Below are 14,440 nucleotides of genomic sequence, written 5' to 3' on the forward strand. Positions count from 1 at the left end.
TTTTCTCCTATATCTCTCAAAGTACGTCTACATTATTATAGCAGGAAAGGACGGGGCAATTCAATCGACTATCTCGATACTTTGAGATATGAAATCGACTGTTAGGAAACTTTTTTGCTCTAGCACGCTGTAAACCGCAGGGTTTACCACTTTTGCAAGTAAAAATTATTCGTATCCCCTTGCATAAACCCCTCGAAATGGATATACTATAAGTAAGAAAACAAGAACTTCCTACTTTCTTACTTTATATAAAGGAGATGATACTATGCTGGCCGAATTACGTCAAAAAGCCCAAGTCACGATCCCAAGAGAAATTATTGTCAAACTTGGTCTGTCAGAGGGCGATAAGCTGGACATTTTCGAAAAAGACGGTACCATCTGCATTATGCCGGTGGTTGTCTATCCCAAAAAATACTTGAGTGAGCTTAAGGACGAAATCAGTGATGTCAAAGCAAAGCTCGCATCCGGGGAACAGCCTGTCTTTGACAGCGTGGACGCTCTGTTTGACAAATTGGAGGCGGAGTGATGGCGTATGAACTTACCTTCACTCCCCGCTTTCAAAAGCATTTTAAATGTCTGACAAAGATAGGGCGGTGCGTCATAGACGCACCGCCCTATCTCTGCCCCGCGATAATCACACACCGTTTTATTCCTTGGCTCTCCCCTACTTGCTCATGTTCCAGGCCATTTCCCAGAAGGCCAGCTCATAGCGGGAGCAGGCCACAAAGATATCTGTCAGGTGTTGGAGCTGGTCTTCCGTATAGTTGCAGGTCAGGAAGTTGAGTGTATCAAGCAATACAACATTCCCATCGCAAAAGTCAGATCCGGCATAGCCCTTGACCCAATTTCCATAAAAGGGATGCTCTGCCGCTCTGGGATTGTTTTTGAGGATGGTCTTGGCAATCACCTCATAGCTGTAGGCGCAGGACAGGATGGCCGCCAGGATCTCCGCCTCCCCCTCCTCATAGGCCACCCGGAGCATATAGGAGGTGTAGGATAGATTATCCAAGGCCCGGGGCGTTGCGCTCAATTCTTCCTGTGATACGGTGAAAGCCCCCATATACCCCCGGTGGATGTTCATCTCCCCTTCTGTCAGAAAATTTACCTGCCTAGAGAAAAGCCGCATGGTGTCCAGGCTCTTTGCCTTGGCGATCCCAATAGCGAACACCTTGGCGTACTCCTCCAGATAGAGGTAATCCTGGAGGATGTAATATTTGAATTTATCCCGGGCCAACGTACCGTCCTGGATCCCCATCACAAAGGGATGTGCATTGTAAGCCGCCCAAATATCCGCCGTTGCGGACAAAAGCCGCTCTGTTGTCTTCATTACTCTGCCTCCTTTGCGTATTCGCCGGTCAGATTGAAATTGTGCTGCATGGGGCCCCGGCCCTTCCCCAAATCCAGCATGGCCCCCAGCGCGCCGGAGAGGTACTTTTTCGACCGCCGGATGGATGTAGGCAGGTCAAAGCCTTTGGCCAGATTGGCCGCGATGGCGCTGGATAGAGTGCAGCCGGTTCCGTGGGTGTTTGGGTTATTGATGTGCGTTCCGTAGAACCATGTCCCAACGCCGCCCGCATAGAGATAATCGTTGGCGTCATTGATGTTGTGCCCGCCTTTGAGCAGAACCGCGCAGCCATAAGCTTCACTGATCCGTTTGGCGGCAGCTTCAATATCCTCCTGCCTGTGGATATCCATACCCGCCAGAATCTCCGCCTCTGGTATGTTGGGTGTGACCACGACCGCCAATGGGAGCAGACAGGTTTTCATTGTGTCTACTGCCTCCTCTGAAATCAGCCGGTAGCCGCTGGTGGCCACCATCACCGGGTCCACTACAACGTTCCTTGCTTGATAAAAGCGCAGCCGCTCTGCAATTTTCTCAATCAGTCCACAGGAGGCTACCATGCCGATCTTCACCGCGTCGGGCGGAATGTCCTCGAATACCACGTCGATTTGCTGCCCGAGAAAATCTGGCGTCATCTCTACGATTTCTCTTACACCGGTGGTGTTCTGGGCCACCAGCGCCGTAATGGCGCTCATGGCGAAAACTCCGTTCATGGTCATCGTTTTCAGATCAGCCTGAATCCCGGCGCCTCCGCTGGGATCTGTCCCAGCGATTGATAATGCTGTTCTCATAACTGTGTCTCCTTTGCATTATTTTTATAGAGCGGCAAAAGGTGGTGCCCCCAATTTACCGCTTGGAACTTCCAGCCGCTAAGCCGGAAAGCAGCTCCCGAGTTTGTCTAACTGTGTCAAATCTTCCAGGTATAGGTCAGCCAGCGCACGGATTTCCTCTGAATTCTTTTCATGACGGTCATAGACCGCAGCCACCGGAAATCCGGCCGCTTTTGCCGTTTTAACAGCGTAGAGTGCGTCGTCAAACACAATGGTCTTTGCCTTCTCCGTTCCCAGAAAGCTAAGGGCTGCCTCAAAGATATCCGGTTCGTCCTTGCCGCTGCCCACCTCGTTGCAGGTAAAGATCTCCCCAAAACAGGAGAGTACCCCGCACCGCTCCAAGGCAGCCTCTGCCAGATACCGATCTGTGGCGGTGGCAATACATAGCTTGACGCCGCTCTCTCGAAGCCGCGCTAATAGCTCCGCTGCACCTGGTTTCAGCAGAACCTCAAAACGATAGTACCGTTCCAGCATGGCGTTGACCCCATCCATGATCTGCTCAATGCCCAGCGTCACGCCATACTCAGTCTGGTAGTAGCGGGCCGCCTGGCGCAGACTCATATTCTTGAATACCTCGTTGAGGTTCTCCTTCGGCTCATATCCAATGGAGCGCAGATAGGTCTCGCCGATGGTGTCCCAAGTGGACATGGAATCCAGCAGCGTACCATCTACATCGAAAATAGCGCCGCAGATCCTCATGCCTTCACCATCCTCTCCGAAAGCGCCCGCAGTTCCCGGCAGGCCCCCTCAATATCCTCCGCCGAGAAGATGGCGGATACCAGGGCCACTCCATCCACCCCGCTGCCGGCCAGCTTTAGGAGGTTGTCCCGGTTGATGCCACCGATGGCCACGATAGGCACATCCACCGCGTTGCAGATAGTTTGCAGGGTTTCGCTGGACATCTGTTCCACGTCCGTCTTTGTGCTGGTGGGGAACACCGCTCCCAGTCCCAGATAATCCGCGCCGTCCTGAACAGCCTGACGGGCCTCTTCTACGGTATGGACAGAGACGCCCAAAATCATGCCGTCCCCAACCCGGCGGCGGACCTCTCCTGCCGCCATGTCCTCCTGGCCCACATGGATACCGTCCGCTCCACAGGCGATGGCAATCTCCACGTTATCATTTATAATGAAAGGTACGTTATATCGTCGGCACAAGGCACAGATATCCTTGGCCTCCTGTAGAAAAGCCGCCTCGTCCAGTTCCTTCTCCCGCAGCTGCACACAGGTCACGCCGCCTTTTAATGCCGCCTCCACTTGCTCATAGAGAGTATGCTTGCCAACCCAGGCCCGGTCGGTGACAGCGTAGAGCTGCATATGCCGCTTATCGCACTTCATATTTGGTTCCTTTCTCCAGCTCCGCCGGGGTCAAGCGGTACATGGCGTCGATAATATAGTTTCGGTAAGAGGCATTGCCATCCTGCTCCGTCATGCGCTTGTAGGCAATCTCTCCGCACAGGCCCATGGCACACACGGCGGCAGCGGCAGCCTCCAGAGGCTGATTCGGGTTGGCGGTGACAAAGGCCGTCGTCAGGACAGAGAGCTGGCAGCCGGTTCCGGTAATGGAAGACATCTCCGGACGGCCGTTGCGGATACAGAAAGCCCGCTCCCCCTCCGCTACGATATCGATTGCCCCGGTGACGGCGATGATTGCCCCGGTACGCCGGGCCAGCTCCTTGACAAAGGATACTGCCCCATCCAAATTCTCATCCGTGACCCTATCCGCCACGTCGGCGTCTACACCCTTGGTGGTGCCGCTTCCGGAAGCAAGGGTCTTGATCTCCGAGATATTGCCCCGGATTGCCGTGAACCTTACATCCTTCAGTAGCCGGAGGGCCGTGTCCGTCCGCAGTTTGGAGGCTCCGGCCCCCACCGGATCCAGTACCACGGAGTGGCCCAGCTCGTTGGCACGCTTCCCGGCGGCAAGCATGGACGGGAGGGTTCGCTGGTTCAGCGTGCCGATATTGATGGTCAATCCACCGCAGATGGCGGTAATCTCCACGGCGTCATCCGGCTCGTCCGCCATGATAGGCGAGCCGCCGCAGGCCAGCAGCATATTGGCACAGTCGTTGACCGTAACATAGTTGGTGATACAGTGGACCAGTGGGGATTTTCGCCGGACATTTTCAAAAATCTGTTCAAACATAGTAAAAACACTCCTTCGTAATGAGAGAAAACGGCCCTGTACAGCGGCGCTTTTCCCTAATGATGGCAGGCCGGTAGAATCCGCCTGGTTGGAAAGATTCGGTCGAGGCTCATTGGCCCCCTCTCACGCCGGAACACGGCTTCCCATCGCTATTGTACAAGGCTCAGGGCGCTCCCCCCGGCCCGCCGCGGGCGTACCGCGGTTGCTCGTCTCACATCCTTTCCTTCAAAGTGCAATAAAAAACAGGAGGCATCTGCATAGGATGCCCCCTGAAAAAGTTCCAATCTTCACGACTTCCTCCGGCGGCATTATCCGCATCAGGTTCAAGGGTCGAAGGTCTACCTTCCTCTCAGCCTGTCACACAAGCTCCCCTGTTTATTCTGTTAAAGCTATTATAGCATTCCATTTTTTGTTTTTCAAGTGGCTTCCGCAGGAAAACTCGATTGGTATCCGTTCTCTTTTAAAACCTTCTACCAAAGCGCTTGCAAAACCCTTCAGGCGCTTTTCGCTTCGTGGCTTCCAGTTCTCTGGTCTTGATTGTCATTGCAGGAGCCTTTTTCGCCCTGCTTTTCTAAACATTCCAGCTCCTCTTCTGCACACTGCTTTTATGCAGCTCAAATCAGCCTAAGGAGTCCCTCCATCTCCTCTGATTCAATATGGAAAAATAGATTTGTCTGTTTTAAATCTTCTATAAACTCACACATCACAATAACCTCGTTTTTTGTTGCGCGTGCAACAAGGGAATGGTCTAAATTGTACTATAATAAAATACGAAAAGCAAGAGAAAGGATATTTCAAAATTATGATTAAAGAAAGAACGCTTTGGATTACCCGCACAGCAGTTTTTATCGCCTTACTTGTCGTATTGCAGGCGGCTACCGGAGCATTAGGGAGCACCATTATTACGGGATCTGTCGTGAATATGCTGCTGATTGTTTCCGTTATGACCTGCGACATGATGTCAGGACTTTGCGTCGCTGTCATTTCGCCTATTATGGCGAAGCTGATTGGAATAGGCCCGCTTTGGAGCCTGATCCCCTTTATTGTAGCCGGAAACATCACCCTCGTGCTGATTTGGCACTTCATCGGCAACAGGCGTTGGGGACATAAATATACCGCGCCAATAATTGCTTTGACAGCTGCGGCAACCGCCAAGTTCTTGGTCCTATACCTTGGAATCGCGCAAATAACCGTACCGTTCCTTTTAAGATTACCGGCTCCGCAGGCGGCGGTGATTTCGAGTATGTTCTCTATACCGCAGCTGCTAACAGCTCTTTTGGGCGGCGGTGCTGCGCTGTTGGTTCTTTCGCCGTTAAAAAAAGCGATCCGGGGAGGGCGTGAGCAGAGTTGAACACAGTATTTACCTATTCATTACTACGGTTTAGCAGCACTTTTACTTTTTTTCTCTTTTCTGAAAGACAAGAAAAAACGCTGTTATCCTTAAAAAAGGCGTGGAAGATGTTTACGGGCGTCCTGCCGCAATTTGTTGCTATCCTGCTTTTTGTTGGGTTTGCGCTTGCGGTGCTTTCGCCGGAGACAATCAGACGCTTAATAGGCGAAGAAACGGGTTTTATCGGCATGCTCTTGGCTTCGCTTGTTGGTGCGGTTTCGTTAGTACCCGTCATGATTGCTTTCCCCATTGTTGCGGAACTTCTGGAAAACGGCGCGGGCATAATTCAAATGGCGGTATTTGTTTCTACTCTCACTACGGTTGGGTTGATTACAATCCCGATAGAGACAAAATATCTGGGTAAGAAGGTAGCCATTCTTCGGAATATGCTTTCATTTGCGTTTTCTTTTATCACAGCTTACCTAATGGGGGTGTTTCTCAAATGAAAACAGCGATAAAAAAATATTGGTTTCTATTTGTAATGGTACTTTGTAATCTCATCATCTGGACCTATGACCCGGAGATTGGAAAAACAGCATTGGCCTTTAGCGGAAAGAACTTTATCAACTTCCGCTTTATACTTACGCCTGTTTTCATCTGTATTGGCTTGATGGACGTATGGGTTGAACGTGAAAAAATGATACGAATTATGGGAGCGAATTCCGGTGTGAAAGGAATTACCGTCGCCATATTGTCTGGAACGATAACGGCCGTTCCCATATATGTGTTGCTGCCTGTTGCCGGGGTGCTGTTGAAAAAGGGCTGCAGGATTTCAAACGTGGTGCTTTTCCTATGCACAAGCGCCAGTATCCGCATTCCTTTACTCCTTTTTGAAATATCCTCTTTGGGCATATCTTTTACACTGATGCGGTTTTGCCTGAATCTGTTCGCTGTTTTTGCGATTGCCTTTATCATTGAAGGACTGTTGTCCGATAAGGATAGAAAGGAAATCTATGGAAATGCGGAGAAACTGTAATGCAATCGAATCGCCGCAATGATAAAGGGCCATTACGGTGAACTTCTTTTCATTCCTTCATACTACACACTTCATCCTCCGAAAACCGAATGCCGCAGTCCTGTTCTACCTGCTTCATCAAGTCTTCCATGCTCCGCTCGTTCTTACTGGACTCTTCATATGCTTCCAGTAAAGCGTCTGCGAAATCCGGCAGACGCTTTTGTGTTCCCCAGCCGTACTTCTCCTTTAAGACCTTTACCGGGAGCCCTAAAAGCAGAGGCAATACTGCGTCTAAAGCTTTTTGCCGTTCCTTCTGCTTCATGGCCTCCAATTCACTGGCCTTGATTGTCATTGTGGGATCCTTTTTCCCCTGCTTTTCCAAACGTCTCCGCTCTGCTCTGTTCACTGCTTTTAAACTCCCTTTGTTTCTTTAGAATTTATATCCTTGTTTTGCCGGCGTACATTCCCATCATAAATCCAGTGCGGCGGGATTTAGCAGGAACTCATAGAGTCCCAGATGCAGGATTCCCTCTTCATCAAACCACGGCTTCATCCCGCTCTTCGTGACAATGATTTTCCGGAAGAAATCCTTGACGCCAAGCAGCGGCCGAAGCTCTGACTTTTCCTTCTGGGCATTGCCAAGGCTCAGGGCAGACTGGATGTAATACTTCTTTACGCCTTTGTTGATGACAAAATCGATCTCACAGCTGACCTTCCTCCTTTTTCCTTCTGCGTCCGTCTCAAAAATATCAACCACGCCTACATCCACTGAATAGCCCCTGCAGATCAGCTCGTTGTACATGATGTTCTCCATGATATGCGTCTCCTCCTGCTGCCGCAGATTCAGCCGCACGTTCCGAAGCCCGATATCGCTGCAGTAATATTTCGACGGATAGGAAAAATATTTCTTTCCCTTCACGTCGTACCGCTTTGCCTGGCGGAACAGAAAAGATTCGGAAAGATAGGTCAGATAGCTGGCAATGGTCCCACTGTCCACCTTGATCCCCTTTACCGTCTGTAGGGTATTCGCTATTTTCGTAGCATTGGTAAGCGAACCCACGGAGGAACACAGGTCATCTGTCAATTCGCTTAAAACCTCCGGAAGCCCAATCTGGTACCGCTCTATGATATCCTTAAAATAGACCTCCTCAAAAAGGGAAGACAGATATTTGAATTTATCATCTTCCGTCTTCCGGAACAAGACCAGCGGCATACCGCCGTACAGGGCATATTCCTCATAAGCCTCTGCCTTATCCCCGCCTACATAGTCGTAGTATTCCTTGAAAGAAAGCGGATGAACCTCAACCGAATCCCCCCGCCCCCGGAAAGCCGTCATCACATCCTTGGAGAGCATTTTTGAATTGCTCCCGGTCACATAAATGTCCACGTTTCGAAGCCTTTGCAGGCCGTTGAGCACATTGTACAGGTGAATGCTTTCTGGGTTCTTAGAGCCTGTTTAATATCTTCTGATGAGGATGGCAATGAGGGCGAAAGTAAGAATCTGAGCAGAAATAACGAGTTTACGCTCACAATTTTTCCAAAGCCTGCGGAATTTGTCCAGCCAGCCGAAAAGGCGCTCTACCACCCAACGACGCGGCAGCACAACAAATCTGTGTAATTCGTTACGCTTTACAACTTCGACCTGAGCATTGCAAATCTCCTTGACCTGATTGGCAAAGCGCTCACCAGTGTATCCTCCATCCACTAGAAATTTCTTTACACAGGAAAGACTGTCCAGGTTAACAAGGATCATCTGAATGGCCCCATCCCGGTCCGTAACATCAGCGGTCGTTACAGCTATGGCATGAGGCAGCCCCATCGTATCTACGACAACGTGGCGTTTGATTCCGGATACTTTTTTCCTGCGTCATAACCTTTTTCTTCCGCTGTGTCAGCATTCTGCACACTTTGCGCATCAACGATTCCAAAGGTGGTCTTATCCCGTCTCAGGTCTTCATTCCGTATCTGCTTGACCAGTTTGTGCAGCACCTTATCCAGAATACTGACGCCCGTTTCATCTTTTTCGGACCATACCCGGAAATAGTAGTAAACGCTTTGCCATTTGGGATAATCGCTGGGCAGCATTCGCCATTGTATTCCACCCTGCACCACATATAGCACCGCACAAAATACGTCGTACAAATCGTACTCTCTGGGGCGCGTCTTTTTCCTTGCTCCTTCTAAATCCTCTCGTATCTCTTCATACTCTTCCCGGCTGATATCGCTTGGATATTGACGCATTCGCCATCATCTCCTCCCTGTTTTCCCTTATTATCTGCTTTTCCTCCTCGTTTGTCAAAAGATTTTAAACAGGCTCTTAAGCTCCTCCCGGGAAATCGCATACTGCACCTCATCTCTGACGGTACAGGATATCAACTTTTCCATTACGTGGGAGCCTACGGATCATGTCTTCTGCGTAGAATGGAAATGAACCTGCTTACAACTTTATATAGAAACCGGGCGCTGCCAATTTCGACAGCGCCCGGTTTCTATTTGTGCATATGCCTATGGTATTGGATTGGATATACCCAGCCCGGCCCGCTCCATGTATTGCCCTTTCTGGTTGATTACTTATCGAGAAAAAACATATTCGTTCCTGCCTGTAAAGAAATTTCCGGTGTAATCGTGGGAGCAGATACCATCCGCATCTTTAGCAGATCACCCGTATTATAAAAGGACTTTTGCAACGCCACCGCCGCGGCGGTACGTCCCCACATGGCTCTACGCTGGGCTGCCGCTGCTGTTCCGCCTTTTTCTTGGCTTTTTCAGCGTTGATTCTGTTTACCTCGGCTACACGCTCCGGGGAATCGCTACAGCCGATAATATAGGTAACGCTTCCCTCCTCATGGACCACCACGCCGCAAGGCTCATAGTTAAGACCCTGGGCAGCAAACTATGCTGTCAATCTTGGAGTGGCATTGAAAAAATCATCAATCTTCTGCTCGTAATAAGCCGCCTTTTGGGGGGCATTCGCCATATCCTCCAAAATGTTGGGCGCAACCACAACGCTGCTGTCATTCATGCGGCTGTCCGCTTTTTGAAGGCTGGCTTGGTCTTTTCCAACGTGCTGAATCATAACCTGTTCATATTTGTTTTCCAGGTATTTCTTATAGGTATCTACATTTGATGTTTCACTCTCGGTAGTAACTTCTGACCTGTTGCTGATTTCCAACACATCAGTCGTGCCTTTGCTGGTCTTTGCAACCATATCCAAAAAGGTGGAACTCTGTGCCGCCGTTCTCCGAACAGTGCGGTTTCCGTTCAGGGGGCTATACATCCTGTTCAAGAATCTGCAATCAATCATGCCGCTCATAAACTGCTCCTTTCTTGCAGTAAAACCGTTGCGGAAAATTCCTGCTGAACTGCTTTCAGCTCCAATTCTCCCATATACTTCTCCGTCTCCCGGCGCACGTTGGTAAGACCGATCCCGTGCATGGAGGTGCCCTCTTGTTTTGTTGTGACAGGCAAGCCGTTTTGCCCAAATACCACCTCCCCCGCAAAAGAATTTTTAACCTCTATCAGAAAAAACGTCCTTTTCTCTTTCCAGTCAGCGAAATAAACCGCTCACCCTCGCCCACCTTCTCACAAGCCTCTACCGCATTTTGCAGCAGATTTTGGAGAATGATACCCATGTCAAAGGCATCATAGGCCTCTGGATCGGCGTAATGGAAATTCACCTGGAATCGGATGCCCAAATTTAGGCTCCGCTGCCGCATATCGCCCACGATCACATCCGTTACCGGATTGCCAGTCTGCAGTGTCAGCTCAAGGCTGCTCATACTCTCATCCATTTTGGCGATATAGTTCTGTAAGGCTTTCGTGCTCACCGCTTTGTGCCAAACCCTTGATATTGGCCAGATGGGCCCGCATATCGTGTCTCAACTGGCGGATATGGGCGTAAAACTGCTCCGCTTCATGAATACGTGTCCGAATCGCCTGTGTTTGCTGGTACTCTGCAAACAGCACCGCCTGTTCCTCCCGGAGCGACGCCATTCCCTGTTGAAAAGCAATGGTCAGATAGGCCCCGACATAGAACAGCAGCCCCGTCTGTCCTTCATAAAGTGTGTTCTTGAATCGTAACAAATCCAATCCTAAATCATTTTTCACCGAATGAGCTTTTTTCTCTGGTCTATAGCCACTGCTACGCTCAAAAACATAGCAGATGCCGGAATGCTTTTTCGGCATACTGACTCCTCCCTTTTTCCAATTTGTATATCAAACGCCACCCCTTATTTCAATTTCATCTGCGTATAAGCTGCGCACATCATAGTGATATGTCTTTGCAGCCATTTCATAGGCATCCTGCCATCTTTCGCAACGAAAACGCCTATAAAGGGCGTAACATTCATATCATGCCAAAACGCCTCGATTTCCTGGCTGAATGGATCCACCTGCGAAAGTTCTTTGTCCGAAAAGCTGCTTATATCCAGCATTTGAGTATCCCGTACACTATCACGGAAGCACGCTTTGAAGTTCTCGGTCCCTTCTGGCGGCTTACCCTGGACCCAATGCGATATCCGCCATAAAACTGCTTCCTTCATGCGAGCCTTAGTTTGCAGCCCTCTGGTAGAATGAAGTCGTGACACACCCTTCTGAAAGGAGACCGCAAACCATGTCCAAGAAGATTGTACGGCTAAATGAAGAAGTAATCAAGGGTCAGCTCAAGGAACTTGTGCGACACAGCGTGGAGGCAACGCTTAACGAACTGCTGGAAGCGGAGGCAGAGAAGCTGACTCAAGCGGTGCGGTATTAGCGTAATGAGCAGCGGCAGGGGTATCGCCAGCCACTATCAGCGAGCTGAACAAGAAAGCTTACGTCCATATTGAGACTTTGCGGAACCGGCTCTTGCAGGACGGCAAATATCCTTACGTCTATGTGGACGGAATCTATCTGCATAACGCAAAGAGGAGGTTACCTTTTCGGTAATCTCCTCTTTGCACAATGGGATATTGAGAATTATAATATGAGATCAAAGTGATAAAACCATTTTCACACTCAAGTATAGTTAGTTATGGATTCCTACTTTTTATTTACTGTCTGTTTATATAGGCAGTACATGATGTGCATAGACCATGCTCAAGAATATCAACATTTACCATTTCTCCACATCGTTCACATTTTGCTAGTTCGTTTTCATAGACACAATAACAGCACCTACCTATATTCAGAAAGGTTTCATCGGTAGATACGCCAAACTTCCCACACTGCTCACAAGGGAAGTCGGCAACGAATTGCATTGCGCCTTTGCTTTCATAGGAAAGTGTATCCAATTTTTTCGGATAAGGATTTAAATACTCAATAGCAACAAGAAGATCATCTTGAAACCCCTCTAGTTCAGAAGTATCATACTCAGAATTATCAGTAGCTTCCATATTTTCCCAGATTTCACCCAAAAAACTCTCAAAAAGCTGTTTTAAAAATTCAGTGTTAAAAACCGTGAACCCCCAGTAACACTGCGCTTTTGCGGGCCTATCTCCGCCCAAAATTTTTACTCACCCAATATACATTGCATCCCCAAAACTAAAGAACCTATATCTTTCCTCCACCGCTTCCTTATATGCCCTTAGCACCTTCTCTCTCCCCGCCAGCGCAGACACCAGCATTATCAGCGTGCTCTCCGGCAGGTGGAAGTTGGTAATGAGCGCGTCTACCCCTCTGAACTCATATCCCGGATAGATAAAAATATCCGTCCAGCCCGAACTCTCCTTAAAACAGCCTTCTCGCTGGGCCACGGATTCTATCGTGCGGCAGCTGGTTGTTCCAACAGCAATTACCCGACCACCCCTCTGCTTTGTGCGGTTTATCAGCTCGGCCGCCGCTGCTGGCATATAGTAATGTTCAGCGTGCATCTTGTGGCCGGTTATAAATTCGGCGCTCACTGGCCGGAAAGTCCCCAGGCCCACGTGCAGGGTCACATATCCAAGCTCTATCCCTTTATTTCTCAGCCTTTGCAGCAGTTCAGGGGTAAAATGGAGCCCAGCCGTGGGCGCGGCGGCAGAGCCCACTTCTTTGGAGTACACGGTCTGATAGCGTTCCTTATTCTCAAGTCTCTCCTTTATATATGGCGGCAGCGGCATCTGTCCTATCTTATCCAGCAGCGTGAAGAAAACGCCTTCATATGTAAAGCGCACCAGCCTTCCGCCGTCTTCCTTCACTCTAACTACCTCACCGGTGAACAATCCGTCCCCAAATATAAAGCGACTGCCCTCCTTTGCCCGCTTTCCTGGTTTACATAACACTTCCCAGGTGTCATTTCCTTTATTCTCCAGCAACAGAAACTCCACATGGGCCCCGGTGCCCTCCTTTACGCCGTATATTCTGGCAGGGAGCACCCGGGAATCGTTGAGTATAAGGCAGTCTTTAGGACCTAAGAGCTCCGCTATCTCATAAAAATGCCGGTGCTCCACCTCGCCGGTCCGCTTATCCAGGATCATGAGCCTTGAGGCATCCCTGGGCTCTATGGGCGTCTGGGCTATAAGTTCTTGTGGCAGGTCAAAGAAAAAATCACTGGTTTTTATTGGTGTTGTTTCCATGCGTTCACTCTCCAAAGGAAAAAATCATAGTATATGCTGGCTGAAAAAATTGACAAGCGGCGCAGACTAGAGTATAATAAACAAAATCGATATAGGGTTTATTATAAACGATTACCGGCAGTTTTTCAACCGGTTTTCCATTTTAGGCATGAAAGGAAGAAGAAAATGAAACAGTATCGCGTAGGTATAATTGGATGTACAGGTATGGTGGGCCAGCGTTTCGCCACTATTTTAAAGGATCATCCCTGGTTCAAGGTGACCGCCCTTGCCGCCAGCGGCCGGTCAGCTGGGAAGACCTATGAGGAGGCCGTAGCGGGCCGCTGGGCAATGAAGGAGCCCATACCCGAGGATATGGCAAAGCTGCTGGTCTATGATGCTCAGGCCGACATGGAGAAGGTGGTCTCTCTGGTGGACTTTGTGTTCTGCGCTGTAAATATGAAGTCCGAGGAGATAATAGCCCTTGAGGAGGCCTACGCAAAGCTGGAGTGCCCGGTCATCTCCAACAATAAGGAACACCGGGGCACCCCCGACGTTCCCATGATAATCCCCGAGCTCAACGCCAATCACCACCAGGTTATAGAGCACCAACGCAAGCGCCTGGGCACAAAGCGAGGTTTTATCGCCGTAAAGTGCAACTGCTCCCTACAGAGCTATGTCCCGGCCATACACCCCCTTCTGGACCTGGGGGTTACCAAGGTGCTTGCCTGCACCTATCAGGCCATCTCCGGGGCAAGCAAGACTTTTGATACCATGCCGGAGATTATCGACAACGTGATACCCTATATCGGCGGCGAGGAGGAAAAATCTGAGCGGGAGCCCATGAAGATTTGGGGCCATGTGGAGAAGGGAGTTATCGTCAACGCCACCTCTCCTTCTATCACCTCCCAGTGCCTGCGGGTGCCAGTGAGCGACGGGCATATGGCGGCGGTGTTCTTCTCTTTGGAGAACAATGTGGGCAAAGAGGAAATCATTAAGCGCTGGCGGGAGTTTAAGGGCCCCGCCCAGGAGCTGGAGCTGCCCAGCGCCCCCAAACAGTTTATCCACTACTTTGAGGAGGATAACCGGCCCCAGACAAAGCTTGACAGGGATATTGAGGGCGGCATGGCTATCTCTGCAGGACGGCTGCGGCCCGACACCCAGTACGACTATAAGTTCGTCTGCCTTTCTCACAACACTCTGCGCGGCGCGGCAGGCGGAGGGCTGCTTATGGCCGAACTGCTGTGCAAGCTGGGGTACTTTGACTGA

At 49.9% G+C, this 14,440-nt stretch carries 17 protein-coding genes, 3 pseudogenes and 1 riboswitch; of the genes and pseudogenes, 6 read left to right on the forward strand and 14 right to left on the reverse strand.

Going from position 1 to position 14,440, the window contains the following annotated elements; all coding sequences use genetic code 11:
• Positions 1 to 265 precede the first annotated feature (265 nt).
• Positions 266 to 526 (forward strand): AbrB/MazE/SpoVT family DNA-binding domain-containing protein, encoded by a 261-nt coding sequence (locus ADH66_RS10160; RefSeq protein ID WP_066541184.1) that lies wholly within the window; start codon positions 266 to 268, stop codon positions 524 to 526.
• Between the two features lie 138 nt (positions 527 to 664).
• On the opposite strand, the gene tenA is transcribed toward ADH66_RS10160, so the two are convergent.
• The 5 genes from tenA to thiM all read right to left on the reverse strand — a co-directional run bounded on the left by tenA (position 665) and on the right by thiM (position 4,317).
• The gene (gene tenA, locus ADH66_RS10165; protein ID WP_066541182.1) at positions 665 to 1,327 is read right to left on the reverse strand and encodes a thiaminase II; all 663 of its coding nucleotides are present in this window, start codon (positions 1,325 to 1,327) and stop codon (positions 665 to 667) included.
• Positions 1,327 to 2,133 carry a bifunctional hydroxymethylpyrimidine kinase/phosphomethylpyrimidine kinase gene (gene thiD, locus ADH66_RS10170; RefSeq protein ID WP_066541180.1) on the reverse strand — a complete coding sequence of 269 codons (807 nt, stop codon included), beginning with the start codon at positions 2,131 to 2,133 and terminating at the stop codon, positions 1,327 to 1,329. The genes tenA and thiD overlap by 1 nt, the downstream gene beginning before the upstream one ends.
• A 78-nt stretch (positions 2,134 to 2,211) precedes the next feature.
• Positions 2,212 to 2,871 carry an HAD family hydrolase gene (locus ADH66_RS10175; RefSeq protein WP_066541179.1) on the reverse strand — a complete coding sequence of 220 codons (660 nt, stop codon included), beginning with the start codon at positions 2,869 to 2,871 and terminating at the stop codon, positions 2,212 to 2,214.
• Positions 2,868 to 3,509, reverse strand: coding sequence for a thiamine phosphate synthase (gene thiE, locus ADH66_RS10180; protein WP_066541177.1), 642 nt, complete (start codon positions 3,507 to 3,509; stop codon positions 2,868 to 2,870). Before thiE ends, ADH66_RS10175 begins: the two co-directional genes overlap by 4 nt.
• Positions 3,496 to 4,317, reverse strand: coding sequence for a hydroxyethylthiazole kinase (gene thiM / locus ADH66_RS10185; protein WP_066541175.1), 822 nt, complete (start codon positions 4,315 to 4,317; stop codon positions 3,496 to 3,498). Before thiM ends, thiE begins: the two co-directional genes overlap by 14 nt.
• A 277-nt stretch (positions 4,318 to 4,594) precedes the next feature.
• Positions 4,595 to 4,700: riboswitch (TPP riboswitch) on the reverse strand.
• A 419-nt stretch (positions 4,701 to 5,119) separates the two neighbouring features.
• Between thiM and ADH66_RS10190 the strand changes: the two genes are divergently transcribed.
• From ADH66_RS10190 to ADH66_RS10200, 3 genes are read left to right on the forward strand one after another with little or no spacing between them, the layout of a single operon-like run.
• Complete coding sequence (locus ADH66_RS10190) at positions 5,120 to 5,668, forward strand: ECF transporter S component (protein ID WP_066541173.1); 549 nt, start codon at positions 5,120 to 5,122, stop codon at positions 5,666 to 5,668.
• Positions 5,665 to 6,153: a permease gene (locus ADH66_RS10195; protein ID WP_066541172.1), complete on the forward strand. Its 489-nt coding sequence runs from the start codon at positions 5,665 to 5,667 to the stop codon at positions 6,151 to 6,153. Before ADH66_RS10190 ends, ADH66_RS10195 begins: the two co-directional genes overlap by 4 nt.
• Entirely contained in the window at positions 6,150 to 6,683 is a 534-nt protein-coding gene (locus ADH66_RS10200; RefSeq protein ID WP_066541169.1) for a permease, read from the forward strand. Before ADH66_RS10195 ends, ADH66_RS10200 begins: the two co-directional genes overlap by 4 nt.
• Positions 6,684 to 6,732: 49 nt before the next feature.
• Here ADH66_RS10200 and ADH66_RS10205 read toward each other — a convergent pair whose 3' ends face one another.
• The 7 genes and pseudogenes from ADH66_RS10205 to ADH66_RS20640 all read right to left on the reverse strand — a co-directional run bounded on the left by ADH66_RS10205 (position 6,733) and on the right by ADH66_RS20640 (position 11,203).
• Complete coding sequence (locus ADH66_RS10205) at positions 6,733 to 7,068, reverse strand: hypothetical protein (RefSeq protein WP_066541167.1); 336 nt, start codon at positions 7,066 to 7,068, stop codon at positions 6,733 to 6,735.
• 63 nt (positions 7,069 to 7,131) lie between these two features.
• Positions 7,132 to 8,079, reverse strand: a complete 948-nt coding sequence (locus tag ADH66_RS10210) for an ATP-binding protein (protein ID WP_207652979.1) — start codon at positions 8,077 to 8,079, stop codon at positions 7,132 to 7,134.
• A 39-nt stretch (positions 8,080 to 8,118) separates the two neighbouring features.
• A protein-coding gene (locus tag ADH66_RS10215; RefSeq protein WP_088364424.1) for an IS5 family transposase occupies positions 8,119 to 8,903 on the reverse strand; the annotation gives its coding sequence in 2 pieces (ribosomal slippage) (positions 8,119 to 8,516 and positions 8,516 to 8,903; 786 coding nt in all).
• 409 nt (positions 8,904 to 9,312) lie between these two features.
• Positions 9,313 to 9,975: pseudogene (locus ADH66_RS21490) on the reverse strand (DUF6033 family protein).
• Positions 9,972 to 10,453 (reverse strand): annotated as a pseudogene (locus ADH66_RS21745) (ATP-binding protein). The pseudogenes ADH66_RS21490 and ADH66_RS21745 overlap by 4 nt, the downstream one beginning before the upstream one ends.
• Positions 10,446 to 10,847: a hypothetical protein gene (locus tag ADH66_RS21020; protein WP_066541160.1), complete on the reverse strand. Its 402-nt coding sequence runs from the start codon at positions 10,845 to 10,847 to the stop codon at positions 10,446 to 10,448. The pseudogene ADH66_RS21745 and the gene ADH66_RS21020 overlap by 8 nt, the downstream one beginning before the upstream one ends.
• 44 nt (positions 10,848 to 10,891) lie before the next feature.
• Positions 10,892 to 11,203 (reverse strand): hypothetical protein, encoded by a 312-nt coding sequence (locus tag ADH66_RS20640; RefSeq protein WP_066541159.1) that lies wholly within the window; start codon positions 11,201 to 11,203, stop codon positions 10,892 to 10,894.
• Between the two features lie 71 nt (positions 11,204 to 11,274).
• Here ADH66_RS20640 and ADH66_RS10235 point away from each other — a divergent pair.
• Positions 11,275 to 11,555: pseudogene (locus ADH66_RS10235) on the forward strand (IS256 family transposase); the annotation flags it as partial.
• 137 nt (positions 11,556 to 11,692) lie between these two features.
• Here ADH66_RS10235 and ADH66_RS20025 read toward each other — a convergent pair.
• Together ADH66_RS20025 and queA are read right to left on the reverse strand one after the other, a co-directional pair.
• On the reverse strand, positions 11,693 to 12,145 hold the full coding sequence (locus ADH66_RS20025; RefSeq protein WP_066541155.1) for a hypothetical protein: 453 nt from the start codon (positions 12,143 to 12,145) through the stop codon (positions 11,693 to 11,695).
• Between the two features lie 9 nt (positions 12,146 to 12,154).
• Complete coding sequence (gene queA, locus ADH66_RS10240; protein WP_066541152.1) at positions 12,155 to 13,195, reverse strand: tRNA preQ1(34) S-adenosylmethionine ribosyltransferase-isomerase QueA; 1,041 nt, start codon at positions 13,193 to 13,195, stop codon at positions 12,155 to 12,157.
• 165 nt (positions 13,196 to 13,360) lie between these two features.
• Between queA and asd the strand changes: the two genes are divergently transcribed.
• Positions 13,361 to 14,440, forward strand: a complete 1,080-nt coding sequence (gene asd, locus ADH66_RS10245) for an aspartate-semialdehyde dehydrogenase (protein ID WP_066541150.1) — start codon at positions 13,361 to 13,363, stop codon at positions 14,438 to 14,440.

Source organism: Acutalibacter muris (assembly GCF_002201475.1).
Taxonomy (GTDB): Bacteria; Bacillota; Clostridia; order Oscillospirales; family Acutalibacteraceae; genus Acutalibacter; species Acutalibacter muris.